This is a genomic window from Vibrio sp. qd031 (assembly GCF_002100145.1).
GTDB lineage: Bacteria > Pseudomonadota > Gammaproteobacteria > Enterobacterales > Vibrionaceae > Vibrio.
The window spans coordinates 17,339-33,361 of record NZ_JXQD01000006.1 but is presented as its reverse complement, the minus strand read 5'-3'; the positions used below and the strand labels follow the sequence as shown (position 1 = coordinate 33,361).

Genomic DNA, 16,023 nt, shown 5'->3' with positions numbered 1-16,023 from the left:
GCTCCCGCCCCCCGCCCCTCCCCAGTCTTACTGAAAAAAATCGAACATCAACATGAAGAATATTCATGATGATAGATGTTGACATTAAATACGATCCAATACATTCTTTAGACATATAGACGTCCAAACGTAAAGAAGTTTTCGGCAGACTGTGCCACAGGGAGTGAGTAATGGGTTATACACATGCGGGCCACATCGATGCCCTCAATCAAAATATTTCAGAATTGTCAGACGACATTAATGTCTCTTTTGAATTTTTCCCACCCAGCTCCGAAGCCATGGAAGAAACTTTGTGGAAATCGGTTCATCGACTTAAAAAGCTGCAACCAAAGTTTGTCTCGGTCACCTACGGTGCAAACTCCGGTGAGCGAGATCGTACGCACTCAATCATTAAGGAAATCAAACAAGAGACAGGCCTTGTGGCTGCACCACACCTAACTTGTATTGATGCATCGCGTGACGAGTTGATCGACATTGCTAACGATTACTGGGCAAATGGGATCCAAAGTATTGTTGCGCTGCGTGGTGATATCCCTGCGGGTGGTGGTGCACCAGAGATGTACGCATCTGATTTGGTGACACTACTCAAACAGCAGCACGACTTTGACATTTCAGTAGCGGCGTTTCCAGAAGTTCACCCAGAAGCGAAAAGTGCGCAAGCTGATCTCTTGAACCTAAAGCGTAAAGTGGACGCAGGTGCCAACCGCGCGATCACGCAGTTTTTCTTCGATGTTGAGAGCTACCTGCGTTTTCGTGACCGTTGTGTGGCCACGGGTATCGACGTTGAAATTGTGCCAGGTATTTTACCTGTGTCGAACTTCAAGCAAGCGTCTCGATTTGCCAAAATGAATAATGTGAAGGTGCCAGGCTGGATGGCGCAGCAGTTTTCAGGGTTGGATGATGATCCAACAACGCGTCAACTGGTGGGAGCCAGTCAAGCTATCGACATGGTGCGGGTGTTGAGCCGCGAAGGCGTAAAGGACTTCCACTTCTATACGCTAAACCGTGCTGAAATGACTTATGCGCTGTGTCATACACTTGGAGTTCGCCCACAAGCGATATAGCCTCCACACATACCCATCAATAACAGTAGGGCCAGCATTTTGCTGGCCCTATGTATTTTTGTAGCAGTTACGGCGTCAAATACTCAACCACCGACTCTGCCCATTCTATCCACGCATGCTGCTGCACAATATTGCGCTTAAGGGTTAAGCGCTCTAATTGCCTTTGAGCTCCTTCAGCTTCAAATTGCTTATCAATGCTTAAGTAGTGACTTAAAAGACGCTTAGCACTCTCTAGAGCGCTTTTGAGCTGCGCTAGGTATTCAGACGACTCGATAGATTCGCAAGCGGCCAATTTTGCACAAAACTCGTCACGCACTACAGGTTGCGTGGTGGGCTCTGACAACCATTGTTGGAGCGCGCGTTGCCCAAGCTCGGTGATGGAGTACGTTTTCTTGTCGGGTTTACCCGATTGAGGAATTAACTCGCAAGTTACCCACTCATTGGCATCGAGCTTACCCAGCTCGCGATACACTTGTTGGTGGCTTGCTTTCCAATAAAAGCCGATGGATTGAGAGAACTGTTTAGTGATCTCATAACCAGTGGCTGGATGCTGATTAAGCACCGTCAAAATTACATGAGGTAACGACATAGGAAGTGATTCATCCTGTTGCAAAAAGTTCAAACAAGCTAAGAAATAGATTTATTATTGGCTTCATTCTTTTGTACTGAGTGAAGCTCATTTTTTATAGTGGTTTAGTTAAAGTATAGTGTAGTTTCGCCCTTATTGAAAAAATACTCAATAAGAAAAAATCGTTTGATTTTAATGGCTTGACACAAGTTGCATAGATAATTGATTCAAAGGCGGTCGAAAATGGGCAAAAAACTGAGATTGGGATCAAAAAAAGGCGAGGTTTTTATGCCTCACCTTTCATATTAAAAAAAGTATTAACCAGTGTTACGCATACCTGCGGCGATACCGGCTATGGTGACCATTAACGCTTCTTCGAGTTGAGGGTCACTCTCTTGCAGCTGGCGCGTTCGAGACAGAAGCTCGACCTGCAGCATGTTGAGAGGTTCTACATAGGTGTTACGAAGGTTAATTGACTCAAGTCCCCACGGGTCGCTCTGCATTAAGTTTTCATGGTTGTCGACTTTTAGAACGGCACTGACGTCTTTTTGCAATTGCTCGCGCAATCGATCGCCCAGTGGCCATAGTGATTTATCCACTAATTTTTGATCGTACAGTTTCGAAATCTCTAGATTACACTTGGTGTACACCATCTCGAGCATACCAAGACGGGTTGAGAAGAATGGCCATTCGCGACACATCTCTTCAAGAAGCGCTTGATGGCCCTTATCGATAGAGAACTGTATTGCTTGTCCAGCCCCGAGCCATGCAGGCAGTACAAGGCGGTTTTGGCTCCACGAGAAAATCCATGGGATCGCACGTAAGCTTTCTACTCCGCCATTTGGATTTCGCTTCGAAGGACGAGAGCCTAGCGGCAACTTACCCAGTTCTAGCTCTGGCGTTGCTGAGCGGAAGTAAGGAACGAAATCGGGCTCGCCACGAACCACATCTCGATAGGCTTCACAAGATACTTCAGACAACACTTCCATAAGATCACGCCATTCTTGCTTTGGCTCTGGGGGCGGAAGTAGGTTGGCTTCCAATATTGCACTGGCGTACAGATTTAGACTGTTAACGGCAATTTCCGGTAGACCAAGTTTAAAGCGGATCATTTCACCTTGTTCGGTTACGCGTAGGCCACCTTTGAGGCTTTTTGGTGGCTGAGACAGTAGCGCCGCGTGCGCTGGCGCACCACCACGACCAATGGTGCCGCCGCGACCGTGGAACAGTGTCAGTTCAATGCCTTCTTCTTCGCTGACTTGCACCAGCTTTTCCATCGCATCGTATTGAGCCCAACCCGCAGACATTACCCCGGCATCTTTCGCAGAGTCGGAGTAACCAATCATCACCATTTGATGGTTTTGAATGAAGCCGCGGTACAGGTCGATCCCCATCAGTTGACGGATAACCGCTTCTGAATTGTTAAGGTCATCCAGAGTTTCAAACAATGGGCAGACATCCATGCGATATGGGCAGCCTGACTCTTGCAAAATCAGGTGAACAGCAAGCACGTCTGAGGCGGTGCGAGCCATTGAAATAACGTAAGCACCAAAGGCTTCGCGAGGCTGCGAGGCAATGATCTTACAGGTATCGAGTACTTCTTGGACTTCTGCAGACGGTGTCCAATCTCGTGGTAATAGTGGACGTTTTGACGACAGTTCGTTAGTGAGGAACGCGATTTTGTCTTGTTCGCTCCACTCAGCATAATCGCCAATACCAAGATAGCGAGTCAGCTCAGAAAGTACATCTGAGTGTCGAGTACTTTCTTGGCGAATATCGAGGCGAACCAGATGAACGCCAAAACATTTGATGCGTCGCAAGGTGTCGAGCAGTGAGCCATTGGCAATGATGCTCATGCCACATTCTTTGAGAGAGCGGTAACAGACGAGTAGTGGTTCCCACAACTGGTTCGCATCTTTCAAGGTTTCTAAATTTGGGACATCGGCGTGATGGATTTTCGCATCCAGCACTTCTAGGGTATTGGTGAGCAGGGTACGAAGCTTTTTCAGTACTGCACGGTACGGTTCGTTTTCGTCTTCACCCACCAAGGCACGTAATTCGTCATTGCACTGAGTCATCGAAAGTTCGCTGACCAGCTCATTAATGTCGCCTAAATAGAGATCGGCTGCTTTCCAACGAGATAAGCGCATGACTTCTTTAGTGATGTCGTGGGTCACAAACGGGTTACCGTCGCGATCTCCACCCATCCAAGACGAAAAGTGCACAGGACGAGCGTCGATAGGCAGCTTTTCGCCCATGTAATCTTTAAGCTTGTCGTTCATCTCACGCAAAAACTCTGGTACGGCTTCCCATAGAGAGTTTTCTACTACCGCGAATCCCCATTTTGCTTCATCAAGCGGGGTTGGGCGCTGCTTGCGGATCACATCCGAGTGCCAGCTCTGAGCAATCAGTTGCTCTAGACGACGTTCGGTTTTAACTCGTTCGTTATCGGACAAATCACTCAGTTCTAACTTAGATAGGCACTTATTAATTTTGACCAATTTATTGATCATAGTGCGACGGGTGATTTCGGTAGGGTGAGCTGTAAGTACTAACTCAATGTTAAGTTCTTTAAGTGCTTGAGCGGTATCCAGCTTGCTGATGTCATTTTCGGTGAGTTTAGCAAACACCGATTGGAGCGGATCCGGGTGGCAAACTTCATTGTCGCAGTGACGAGAGATGGTGTGATATTGCTCAGCAATATTTGTGAGATTCAAAAATTGATTGAAGGCACGAGCTACAGGGGTCAGCTCGTCATTGCTAAGAGTGTGGATCTCATCGATCAACTTTTGGCGGTCGTCGGTGTTACCACTGCGCGCCGATTTCGAAAGCTGGCGCAGTTGCTCAATTTTATCAAGCATCGCTTCACCATGAGCGTCCTTGATGGTATTTCCAAGCAGATGACCTAACATGCTGACGTTACTTCTGAGTGCGGCATATTGCTGATTCATTGCATCGATCCTCGTAATTTAATTACATCCATTTGCGTACTCGAACCCCCAATGTATCCACTTTTGCCAAGTCGAGTCAAATATTCTGATCTAAAAAGGCGCAGCGTGCACCAATCAGGGACATTGACTTGCTCAAAGCGGCAGGGTTCAATCAAAAGTTGAAATTAACTTTCATAAATCTAGGGAATGTTTACGTAAAGCAGTAACTTTGTATTGAACGCTGCAATAGCGACACTGTTGGATCGATAAACTCAAACGCCAAAAACTCATCCGGCTGATGCGCTTGCTCAATCGAACCCGGGCCTAATACCAGTGTAGGACACAACTGCTGCAGAAACGGTGCTTCGGTACAGTAGTTGACGCTTTGCGCTTCTTTACCACTGAGATCTTGCATTTGCCCCACAAACGGGTGGTCATGAGAACACTCGTAGCCGGGGATAGGAGCGTGCAGTGGACGAACATCGATAAGGCCAGCCCACTTCGCTTGAACCTCTTCAAGTGCACTGTGTAGCAACTGGTCCAGCGCTTCTAAACTCATCCCAGGTAGAGGGCGCACATCGTAATGGAGCTCGCAGCAACCGCATATCCGATTGGCGCTGTCGCCACCGTGAATGTGACCAAGGTTAAGGGTGGGGTTTGGAATATCAAACCCGGGATGGCGATAATCCTTGATCAGCTTGTCGCGAAGCTGGGTCATGGCGAATAGCACTTCCTGCATCACTTCGATTGCATTGATGCCCAAGCTAGGATCCGACGAGTGTCCTGATTTCCCCGTCACTCGAATGGCGTTAGCCACATGCCCTTTATGAGCATAGACTGGCACTAAACTTGTTGGTTCACCAATAATGCAGTAATCGGGTTTAAAAGGGGCATCGTCGGTAAAATGTTTAGCCCCCAACATGGTGGTTTCTTCATCGCAGGTCGCCAATATATACAGGGGCTTATTTTGACCACTCCACTGCGTATTTTTTACCGCTTCTAATATAAACGCGAAGAAGCCTTTCATATCGGCGGTGCCTAGGCCGTAAAAGCGATTATCTTTCTCGGTTAGTGTGTGTGGGTTAAAACTCCAGCGTCCTTCATCAAATGGAACGGTATCGGTATGGCCTGCCAGTAATAGTCCGCCGCTGCCTTGGCCTTTTTGTGCAATAAGGTTGTGTTTGCCTTTCGCGACCTCCACGACTTTGGTGTCAAAGCCCAGATCAGTAAACCACTGCGCCAGTTTGTCGATGACCTTGGCATTGCCTTCATCCCAACTTGGATCACTGGAACTGATGGAGGAGGTGGAAATCAAGTCGGAATAGATTCCTTTAAACGATGGAATTTGCATGTAAATACCTTATCTACTATTGACAGCTCACGATGAAAACTGTAAAACACATAATAAATCACAATAAGTGAATAAAAACTCAAAATAAAGCTAAAAGGGTAAATTTATACTCGAAAATAGCAAGTTTAAGAAAATGGGAATGTCGTTGATGTTAAAAGTCTCCATAGTAGGTGCAAGTGGGTATACCGGTGCAGAGTTGGCACAGATGGTGGCAAAACACCCACACCTGACGTTAGCAGGTTTGTATGTATCGGCCAATAGTGTCGACGCACATAAAGCGATGGCGACTCTTCACCCACATTTGACTGGGGTGATCGATTTGCCAGTATTGCCGCTGCAAGACCCACAACGGGTTGCGACTCAAAGCGATGTGGTCTTCTTGGCGACCGCTCATGAAGTCAGCCATGACCTAGCCAGCACCTTTATCGATGAAAACTGCCAAGTATTCGACTTGTCGGGCGCGTTTCGTGTAAAGCAACCCGGCTTCTATGACACCTATTACGGCTTCGAGCACAAATATGACGCTCTGCTAGATGCGGCGGAGTACGGCTTGGCTGAGTGGAATCAGGTGGGCATAAAGCAAGCACAACTGATAGCGGTACCGGGATGTTACCCAACGGCTTCTCAACTGGCGATCAAACCCTTAATTGAACAAAAGTTAGTGGACCAAGCTTTTCCTGCAGTGATCAATGCAACCAGCGGCGTATCTGGAGCGGGTCGTAAAGCCAGTATGACCAACAGCTTTTGTGAAGTGAGTTTGCATGCCTATGGCATTTTTAATCACCGTCATCAGCCAGAGATTGCAACCCACTTAGGTGCCCCAGTTATTTTTAACCCGCATTTAGGGAGTTTTAAGCGCGGAATTTTGGCGACCATCACCTTAAAATTGCAACAAGGTGTAACCGCCGAGCAAGTGGCGCAAGCTTTTGAAAAAGCGTATGAGGGGAAACCTGCTGTTCGATTGTTTGGTCAGCAACAGGTGACCTTACAGCAAGTCCAGCAAACGCCTTATTGCGACATTAGCTGGCAGCAACAAGGTGAGTATGTCGTACTTACCTCAGCCATCGACAACTTGCTCAAAGGGGCATCGAGCCAAGCGATGCAATGTTTGAATATTCATTACGGTTTTGATGAGATGACAGCGCTCGTTTAACGGCTCATCTTACAAAGTATATTACCGAAATCGCACACACGTGAAAGGACATGAAATGAAGACACCATTGGTTATCAAATTAGGCGGAGCAGCATTAGAGTGTAGTAATACACTGCAGCAACTATTTGGTGCGATCGAACACTATCAGGCTACGGCCAAGCAAGGTGTGATTTTGGTTCACGGCGGCGGTTATTTAGTGGATGAGCTATTAAACGGCCTTAAACTTGAGTCGGTTAAAAAGTCCGGTCTTCGGGTCACACCAAAAGAGCAAATAAACTACGTAACCGGCGCGCTAGCCGGTACGGCGAATAAGCTATTGCAAGCCGAAGCGATCAAGGCTGGTGTGAAAAGTGTGGGATTGAGTCTTGCCGATGCAGGCTTGACCGAAGTGACTCAACTGGACCCAGAGCTGGGTCATGTTGGAAAAGCTCAGCCGGGCGATGCCAGTGCCGTTCAAGCGCTGCTTTCTTTAGGTATCACGCCGATCATTAGCTCAATTGGTATCACGGCAGACGGTGAACTCATGAATGTGAACGCTGACCAAGCGGCCGTCGCCATCGCGGGCGCAGTCGATGGTGATTTGGTTCTGCTGTCAGACGTCAGTGGCGTGCTTGATGGTAAAGGCCATTTGATTCCAGCGCTAAACAGTGAGCAAGCTAACGCATTAATCGACGGCAAAGTGATCACCGAAGGCATGATTGTCAAAGTACTTGCTGCGCTCGATGCGGCACAAGAACTCGGTCGACCTATTCAGGTTGCAAGTTGGCGATACGTCGACAAACTCAACGCATTATTAGCGGGTGAAAGTGTAGGAACGCAGTTTCTTCCGCAAGCAGACTAACAAACCTTATAAACCGAATTTGATGTAATAGCCCGAGACATGACCGCCAAGTCACCCTCGAGGCCCAAGGAGAAAAACTATGAGTAAAGTAAATAAAGTGGTCGTTGCCTACTCAGGCGGTCTGGATACTTCTGTGATCATTCCATGGCTAAAAGAAAACTACGATTGTGAAGTGGTTGCGTTTGTTGCCGACGTAGGTCAGGGCGATCATGAATTAGAGGGTGTGGAAGAAAAAGCCAAAGCATCGGGTGCATCAGAGTGTTATGTGGTTGACCTAAAAGAAGAAATGGTAGCTGACTACATTTTCCCTACGTTGAAAACCGGCGCTTATTATGAAGGTAAGTACCTGTTAGGCACATCAATGGCGCGTCCTATTATTGCTAAAGCACAAGTGGAAGTTGCGCGTAAAGTGGGCGCAGACGCATTGTGTCATGGCTGTACAGGTAAAGGTAACGACCAAGTGCGTTTTGAAGGCGCCTTTGCCGCGCTTGCCCCAGATCTCAAAGTGATTGCTCCGTGGCGTGAATGGGATCTTGTAAGCCGTGAAGAGTGCCTCGATTACCTTGCCGAGCGTAATATCCCGTGTGCAGCGTCTTTAACCAAGATTTACTCTCGTGACGCAAATGCGTGGCACATTTCGACAGAAGGTGGCGTTCTGGAAGATACATGGAACGCGCCGAACGATGATTGCTGGGAGTGGACCGTTGATCCAGAGCAAGCGCCTAATGAAGCTGAATATGTCTCTCTTAAAGTAGAGCAAGGCGAAATCGTGGCTGTCGATGGTGAAGAGATGACACCGTACAACGCTTTGGTGTACCTAAATGAAAAAGGTGCAAAACATGGTGTTGGTCGTATCGATATTGTTGAAAACCGTCTTGTTGGTATGAAGTCTCGCGGCTGTTATGAAACTCCTGGTGGCACCATCATGATGGAAGCACTGCGCGCAGTAGAGCAACTGGTGCTGGATAAGACATCTTTTGAGTTCCGTGAAGAGCTAGGCATTAAAGCGGCGCACCTTGTCTATGATGGCCGTTGGTTTACGCCGCTGTGTAACTCAATCATGGCTGCTGCTCAAGAGTTGGCGAAAGATGTCAATGGTGAGGTTGTGGTTAAGCTGTACAAAGGTCAAGCAGTGGTTACTCAAAAACGTTCTGATAACAGCCTGTACTCTGAAGAGTTTGCCACCTTTGGGGAAGATGAAGTGTACGACCAAAGCCACGCAGAAGGCTTCATTCGTTTGTTCTCACTGCCTTCTCGTATCCGAGCAATGAATAAAGCGCATAAGTAGTCAATCTCCGTCGAGATAACTTTAAGGCCTGTACGAAATCGTACAGGCCTTTTCTTTTGTTGCCTTACGAGTTTTTGCTATTACGCTAATTAAATTTAAATGCACTATTTGTGAATAACTATTAATTTATTTGCATTTTGGTCTTTATTTTTATTCTGTTTTGCCGTACCTTAGCAGCATAAACCTCAGCGTGTGAATTTTGGCTAAAACAGCCCAAGACACAGCAGTTTAGAAAGACTGAGCATTTTTAGGAGAGCGACTATGGCATTGTGGGGCGGAAGATTTACCCAAGCGGCAGATACACGGTTTAAAGACTTTAACGATTCACTTCGTTTTGACTACCGATTGGCCGAGCAAGACATCGTTGGCTCTATTGCATGGTCGAAAGCGTTGTTGTCGGTCAATGTGCTTTCTGAAGAGGAGCAGCAGAGACTAGAGCTTGCGCTAAACGAGCTAAAACTTGAGGTAATGGAAGATCCCGAGCAGATCTTACGCTCTGATGCCGAAGACATTCACTCGTGGGTTGAGCAGCAACTTATCCACAAAGTGGGAGACTTAGGCAAGAAACTCCACACCGGCCGTTCGCGTAACGACCAAGTCGCCACTGACCTTAAGCTATGGTGTCGCCAGCAAGGCAATCAGTTGTTGCTTGGGTTGGATAGACTGCAAGCGAAGTTAGTTGAAGTCGCTAAAGCACACCAAGGCACAGTCTTACCTGGTTATACTCACTTGCAACGTGCACAACCTGTGACGTTTGCTCACTGGTGTTTAGCCTATGTAGAAATGTTAGAGAGAGATTACTCAAGATTGAGTGATGCTATCCAACGTTTAGACACATGCCCACTCGGTTCGGGTGCACTAGCAGGTACCGCCTACCCAATGGACAGGGAAAAACTGGCCCATAACTTGGGTTTTCATAGAGCGACACGCAACAGTTTAGATTCGGTTTCCGACCGCGATCATGTGATGGAGCTAATGTCGATTGCCTCGCTGTCAATGTTGCACCTGTCGCGCCTTGCTGAAGATATGATCTTTTACAACTCGGGCGAATCCAACTTTATTGAGCTCGCTGATACGGTTACCTCTGGCTCTTCGCTGATGCCGCAGAAGAAAAACCCAGACGCACTTGAATTGATCCGTGGTAAAACGGGTCGTGTGTATGGCGCTCTCGCTGCAATGATGATGACCGTCAAAGCGCTGCCGCTTGCTTATAACAAAGATATGCAAGAAGACAAAGAAGGCCTATTTGATGCACTGGATACGTGGAATGACTGCATGGAAATGGCAGCATTGTGCTTTGAAGGCATTAAAGTGAACGGTGAGCGTACATTGGAGGCGGCAAAACAAGGTTACGCGAACTCGACAGAGTTGGCCGACTATCTCGTTGCTAAGGATATTCCATTTAGAGAGGCGCACCATATTGTTGGTGTTGCGGTGGTGACGGCAATCGATAAAGGCTGTGCTCTCGAAGAGCTCTCGCTTGAAGAGCTCAAGCAGTTCTCCGAAGTCATCGAGTCCGACGTTTATGACATTTTAACCATCGACTCTTGCTTAGAAAAACGCAGTGCGTTGGGCGGGGTATCGCCGAAACAAGTTGCGTTTGCGGTTGAGCAAGCCGAGATTCGTATCGAACAGCGTGACAATGCCGGAGTGAAAGTGCGAGCGGCCCGTCTTACCGATATCGATGCATTGGAAGGCATGGTGACTTACTGGGCTGGTCTGGGGGAGAACTTGCCAAGAACACGCAATGAGTTGGTGAGAGATATTGGTTCATTTGCGGTGGCAGAACAAGGCGGCGAAGTCACTGGTTGCGCTTCGTTGTATGTCTATGACTCAGGTCTTGCAGAGATACGCTCATTGGGTGTAGAAGCGGGCTGGCAAGGGCAAGGGCAAGGCAGCGCAATTGTGTCGCACCTAGTGGACAAAGCTAAGCAGATGGCGATTAAGAAGGTGTTTGTGTTAACACGCAGCCCTGAGTTCTTTATGAAGCAGAGCTTTATTCCAACGTCTAAAACTTTATTACCAGAGAAAGTGCTTAAAGATTGTGAACAGTGCCCTCGTCAACACGCGTGTGATGAAGTGGCTTTGGAAGTGAATCTGGATGAGCAGCTAATCGCTAAAATGAGCGTTGCTTAAAAGTGAACAATTAATTATTGCTGTAACTGATTATATTCGCTGAAAAAATTAAAAAATGACGTTTTTATGAACTAATTTTTGAACCTAATCGTAGAAGCAGTGTCTTAATTAATACCACTGCTTTTTCTTAGATGAATCTAAGAAGCCCCGTACCGACTTGGTACGGGGCTTTTCTTTTTTTGGCTGAGGTGTTATCGCTTTTTAAGCGCCTAAGTAGACATCCAACTCTTCGCTGCCACCAATGTGCTTGCCACCAATAAAGACCTGAGGCACAGTCTCTCGACCTGTTACAGCGCGAAGGGTAATGCTGGTTGCATCCTTACCTAACACTATCTCTTCGTATTGAAGGTTATTGTCGATGAGTGCTTGCTTAGCCTTCATGCAAAATGGGCAGCCCGGCTTACTGAATACGGTGATTGCGTCTTGTACTTTATGTTCTGGGGCAATGTACTCGAGCATAGTGTCTGCATCAGAGACTTTGAACGGGTCGCCTGGCTCGTTAGGTTCGATAAACATCTTCTCTACTACGCCATTTTTTACCAGCATGCTGTAGCGCCACGAGCGCTTTCCAAAACCAAGATCGTTCTTATCCACTAACAGCCCCATACCGTCGGTGAACTCGCCGTTTCCATCAGGAATAAAGGTGATGTTGTCAGCTTCTTGATCGTCTTTCCATGCGTTCATCACAAAGGTGTCGTTCACAGATACACATACAATGTCGTCAACGCCGTGCTCTTTAAACACAGAATGCAACTCATTGTAGCGAGGCAGGTGAGTGGATGAGCAGGTAGGGGTAAACGCCCCGGGAAGACTGAATAGGACCACCGTTTTGTCTTTGAACAGCTCATCAGTGGTGATGTTGACCCATTGATCGCCTTGGCGAGTTGGGAAAGTCACTTGCGGTACAGCCTTACCTTCTTTTGAGCTAAACATGATGCGTTCCTTTATAAGAGTTTTAAATAAGCGTATGAGCTTTGATAGGGACAGTATCGCTCAATTATGTTGATAGGTACAATTGTTTGGTGCTATGGTTTTGATAGATATTGACTATGGAATTGATGGCGTGAATTTAAGAGATTTAGAGTACCTTGTGGCTTTGTCGGAGCATCAACATTTTCGTAAGGCTGCAGAGGCGTGTTTTGTAAGCCAGCCTACGCTGAGTGGACAAATTAAAAAGCTGGAAGAGGAGCTTGGTAGTAGCTTATTAGAGCGCAGTAGCCGCAAAGTGTTGTTTACCGATGTCGGTGAACAGTTGGTCGCTCAAGCGCGAACCATACTTGGGGAAGTTCGTCGATTTAAAGAGATGGCAAGCAGCCAGGGCGATGCAATGGAAGGCCCTATCCAAATTGGATTTATTCCAACAGTGGGCCCTTATCTACTGCCTAAAATCGTACCTGGGCTCAAGGCTCAGTTTCCACAGCTGGAGCTGTTTCTGCACGAGGCGCAGACTCATGTGTTGGTCGAACAATTGCAGCAAGGAAAGCTCGATTGTGTGGTTTTAGCACAGGTAGAAGAGACGCAAATATTTAGAGAAATTCAGCTATTCGACGAGCCGATGATGCTTGCAGTACCGGATACGCACCCATGGAGCGAACGCACAGAAATTGAGATGCAAGAGCTTAATGGCAAGATCGTATTATCGCTGGGCGATGGACATTGTCTGCGCGACCAAGCGCTAGGGTATTGCTTTGCCGCTGGCGCTGAAGACGATCAAAGCTTTAAAGCCACCAGTTTAGAAACGCTGCGAAATATGGTGGCGGCAGGTGGAGGGATCACCTTGTTGCCTCAACTTGCTGTACCTGAGCAGCGTATTAAAGATGGAGTGTGCTATCTAAAAGCGGATGCACCAGTGCCGTCGAGAAGCATTGTATTGGCTTACCGCCCGGGTTCGCCCTTTAAAGCCAAGTTTGAGCAGTTGGCCGACTCCATTGCTTCGTTAATTTCGTTTTAGTCCGCGACTAGAGTCTTTGAGCCAAATACGAAGATAGAAAAAGCCCTCCATCATGGAGGGCGATCATTTATTTTGAGCGTCGGTTTGGTTCAGTAAACCTAGAACAGAGAGCCGTCGTCTTCAGTCTCTTCGTCATCATTCCCACCGATGAATAGGTCATCAGAGAATGTGTCACGATCTTTAGAGATTGACTCCGTTGGCTCTGTACCTCTCAAAAAGTATTCCATTCGAGAAGTCTCATCGGTTTTGTGCGTTAGAAGTCCTGTTTCACGGTCGATACGAGCACGTACAATATCGTTTGGCACTTTTGAACGTTTTTCCGGTACGTCAGCGAGCGCAACTTTCATGTAGTCAATCCAAGCTGGTTGCGCCGTTTTCGCGCCTGCTTCTCCGCCGCTGATTTGTTCATTAGCGTCGAAGTTCTTATTCACTGCGGTGCGGCCAAGATCGCGATTGTGCGCATCAAAACCAACCCATGATACCGCCACCACACCTGGGCCGTAGCCACTGTACCAGGCATCTTTTGAACTGTTGGTGGTGCCGGTTTTACCACCAACATCACGTCGTTTCAGTGCCTGCGCTCTAAAGCCGGTACCATTCCAGCCTGTGTTTCTCGCCCAGTTTCCGCCACCCCAAACATTGCTGTACAGCATTTCACGCACTAAAAATGCCGTTTGCTCGGTGATGACTTGCGGCGCATATACGGTTTCTTCGTGGCCAACAAATTCGTGGACGTCCTGTTCATTAAACTCTTCGCCACCTTCTGACTCAGTAAGCAGTGGCGTGCAATCCTTGCGACAGATTTCAACCGGTGCTGCTTGGAACTCGATATCACCAAACGGGGTTTCTACACGATCAATGATATAGGGTTCGACGTAATAGCCGCCATTGGCAAAGACAGAGTAACCTTGGGCCATTTGCAATGGCGTTAAGCTACCAGCACCCAAAGCAATGGTTTCAGAGCGTGGCAATTTATCCAGCTCAAAGCCAAATCGCGTTAAATATTCACGTGTCTCGTCCAGTCCAACATGACGCAGCGTGCGAACGGCCATGACGTTTTTAGATTGGGCTAAACCAATGCGCAATCGCGTTGGACCTAAGTAGGTCGGTGGCGAGTTTTTTGGTCGCCAAGCGGTGCCGGCACTTTGATCCCACTGGTTAATGGGTGTGTCGTTAATTAATGAGGCCAGTGTCAGTCCCGAATCCAGTGCAGCAGAGTAAATGAAAGGCTTGATGCTAGAACCGACTTGTCGAACCGATTGCGTAGCACGATTAAATTTGTTGTGCACAAAGTTAAAGCCACCCACGAGCGACAGTATTTGTCCATTTTCTGGGTTCATCGCCACAAAAGCGGTATTGGCGGCTGGGACTTGGCTAAGCTTCCAAGCGGTAACCACTTGTTGCTCTTCAAATACCCCTTCTTCTATTTCGACCAGTTGTTGTTCAGTCTGTTTTGGGTAAACCCAGATTTGCTCGCCCGCAGCAGCGATGTCGGCAGCGACCTTAGGAGCTGGGCCTTGACGAGTGTCGGTTAAGAAACGACGAGCCCACTTAATGTCATCCCATTCTAAGGTGTGGATACCTTGGTCCTTCACATAGACTTTAAGCGCTTTTTCTTGCACTTCAATAATGGCAGCGGGTCGCAATTGGCCATAGCTTGGTTGCGTACGCAATGCTTTGACTATTTCAGCCTCAGAGAAAGAAGGTTGGTCGCTACTCCACAGTTCGCGCTCAGCACCACGATAACCGTGACGAAGGTCGTATGCCATTAGGTTATTGATAGCTGCGTCAGTTGCAGCAGCTTGCTGCTTGGCATCGATAGTTGTGAATACGCGCATTCCAGAGGTGTAGGCGGATTCTTCTCCGTATTTATCGACCATCCATGCACGTGCTATTTCGGCCACGTAAGGTGCACGGGCTTCAATTTCCGCGCCATAAGACTTGCCATTAAACTTTTCTTCTCGAGCGGCGTCATGTTCGGCTTGCGATATTTTATTTTCTGACAACATACGCGCCAAAACGACATTTCGTCGAGTGGTGGCACGGTCGGTCGAATAAATTGGGTTCATGGTCGATGGGGCTTTAGGAAGGCCAGCAATTAGCGCAAGCTCACCCAAACTTAGGTCGGTCAGTTCACGTCCAAAGTAGACTTGAGCTGCAGCACCTACGCCGTAGGAGCGATGCCCTAAGTAGATTTTGTTGAGGTAAAGCTCAAGGATTTCTTCTTTTGTCAGCAGTTGTTCGATGTGTACTGCGATAAAAATCTCTTTAATTTTCCGCATGATACGCTTGTCATTAGTCAAGAAGAAGTTTCTTGCCACCTGCTGTGTAATGGTACTCGCACCTTCTTTTAGACTGCCGGAGGTCGCGACAACAATGGCTGCCCGAGTCATACCGATCGGGTCAAAGCCAAAGTGGTCGTAGAAGCGACTATCTTCGGTGGCAATAACCGCGTCAATCAATTCTTGAGGCATTTGATCGAGTTTTAGCGGAATACGTCGCTTCTCACCAAACTGTGCAATCAGTTTGCCTTCTTTACTGTAAACCTGCATAGGCGTTTGAAGCTGCACATCTTTTAATACGGCAACATCTGGAAACTGTGGCTTGAGATAAAAATAGAGGCCAACTGTGGTCCCTATCCCAAGAGCGATGCAAAACAGTGCAAGCAGCGCTGTGATCTTTATGAACTTCACCGAGTAATCCTTGATTGTTTGGCTACAACTCGATTCCAAATCGAGTAT

The 16,023-nt window shown here is 47.6% G+C and carries 11 protein-coding genes; 6 read left to right on the top strand and 5 right to left on the bottom strand.

The features are described 5' to 3' along the window. Positions 1 to 170: 170 nt before the first annotated feature. Positions 171 to 1,064, top strand: a complete 894-nt coding sequence (gene metF / locus ST37_RS04680; RefSeq protein ID WP_084884212.1) for a methylenetetrahydrofolate reductase — start codon at positions 171 to 173, stop codon at positions 1,062 to 1,064. Positions 1,065 to 1,131: 67 nt separating this feature from the next. Here the strand turns inward: metF and ST37_RS04675 are convergent, their stop codons facing one another. From ST37_RS04675 to argE, 3 genes are all read right to left on the bottom strand, one after another. After that, the gene (locus tag ST37_RS04675; protein WP_084884210.1) at positions 1,132 to 1,653 is read right to left on the bottom strand and encodes a PadR family transcriptional regulator; all 522 of its coding nucleotides are present in this window, start codon (positions 1,651 to 1,653) and stop codon (positions 1,132 to 1,134) included. A 296-nt stretch (positions 1,654 to 1,949) separates the two neighbouring features. Next, positions 1,950 to 4,583: a phosphoenolpyruvate carboxylase gene (gene ppc, locus ST37_RS04670; protein ID WP_084884209.1), complete on the bottom strand. Its 2,634-nt coding sequence runs from the start codon at positions 4,581 to 4,583 to the stop codon at positions 1,950 to 1,952. A 190-nt stretch (positions 4,584 to 4,773) separates the two neighbouring features. Next, positions 4,774 to 5,913, bottom strand: coding sequence for an acetylornithine deacetylase (gene argE, locus ST37_RS04665; protein ID WP_084884207.1), 1,140 nt, complete (start codon positions 5,911 to 5,913; stop codon positions 4,774 to 4,776). A gap of 148 nt (positions 5,914 to 6,061) precedes the next feature. Here argE and argC point away from each other — a divergent pair, with 148 nt between their 5' ends. From argC to argH, 4 genes are all read left to right on the top strand, one after another. After that, the gene (gene argC, locus ST37_RS04660) at positions 6,062 to 7,066 is read left to right on the top strand and encodes an N-acetyl-gamma-glutamyl-phosphate reductase (protein WP_084884218.1); all 1,005 of its coding nucleotides are present in this window, start codon (positions 6,062 to 6,064) and stop codon (positions 7,064 to 7,066) included. A gap of 55 nt (positions 7,067 to 7,121) precedes the next feature. Then, positions 7,122 to 7,907 (top strand): acetylglutamate kinase, encoded by a 786-nt coding sequence (gene argB, locus ST37_RS04655; protein WP_084884206.1) that lies wholly within the window; start codon positions 7,122 to 7,124, stop codon positions 7,905 to 7,907. Positions 7,908 to 7,986: 79 nt separating this feature from the next. Next, positions 7,987 to 9,195 (top strand): argininosuccinate synthase, encoded by a 1,209-nt coding sequence (locus tag ST37_RS04650; RefSeq protein WP_084884204.1) that lies wholly within the window; start codon positions 7,987 to 7,989, stop codon positions 9,193 to 9,195. Between the two features lie 261 nt (positions 9,196 to 9,456). Further along, positions 9,457 to 11,331: an argininosuccinate lyase gene (gene argH, locus ST37_RS04645; protein ID WP_084884202.1), complete on the top strand. Its 1,875-nt coding sequence runs from the start codon at positions 9,457 to 9,459 to the stop codon at positions 11,329 to 11,331. Positions 11,332 to 11,532: 201 nt separating this feature from the next. On the opposite strand, the gene ST37_RS04640 is transcribed toward argH, so the two are convergent. Next, positions 11,533 to 12,264 carry a glutathione peroxidase gene (locus ST37_RS04640; protein ID WP_084884201.1) on the bottom strand — a complete coding sequence of 244 codons (732 nt, stop codon included), beginning with the start codon at positions 12,262 to 12,264 and terminating at the stop codon, positions 11,533 to 11,535. 130 nt (positions 12,265 to 12,394) lie between these two features. Between ST37_RS04640 and oxyR the strand changes: the two genes are divergently transcribed. Then, positions 12,395 to 13,282 carry a DNA-binding transcriptional regulator OxyR gene (gene oxyR, locus ST37_RS04635; protein ID WP_084884217.1) on the top strand — a complete coding sequence of 296 codons (888 nt, stop codon included), beginning with the start codon at positions 12,395 to 12,397 and terminating at the stop codon, positions 13,280 to 13,282. Positions 13,283 to 13,380: 98 nt separating this feature from the next. Here oxyR and ST37_RS04630 read toward each other — a convergent pair whose 3' ends face one another. Beyond that, entirely contained in the window at positions 13,381 to 15,975 is a 2,595-nt protein-coding gene (locus tag ST37_RS04630) for a PBP1A family penicillin-binding protein (protein ID WP_084884199.1), read from the bottom strand. Positions 15,976 to 16,023: the final 48 nt, after the last annotated feature.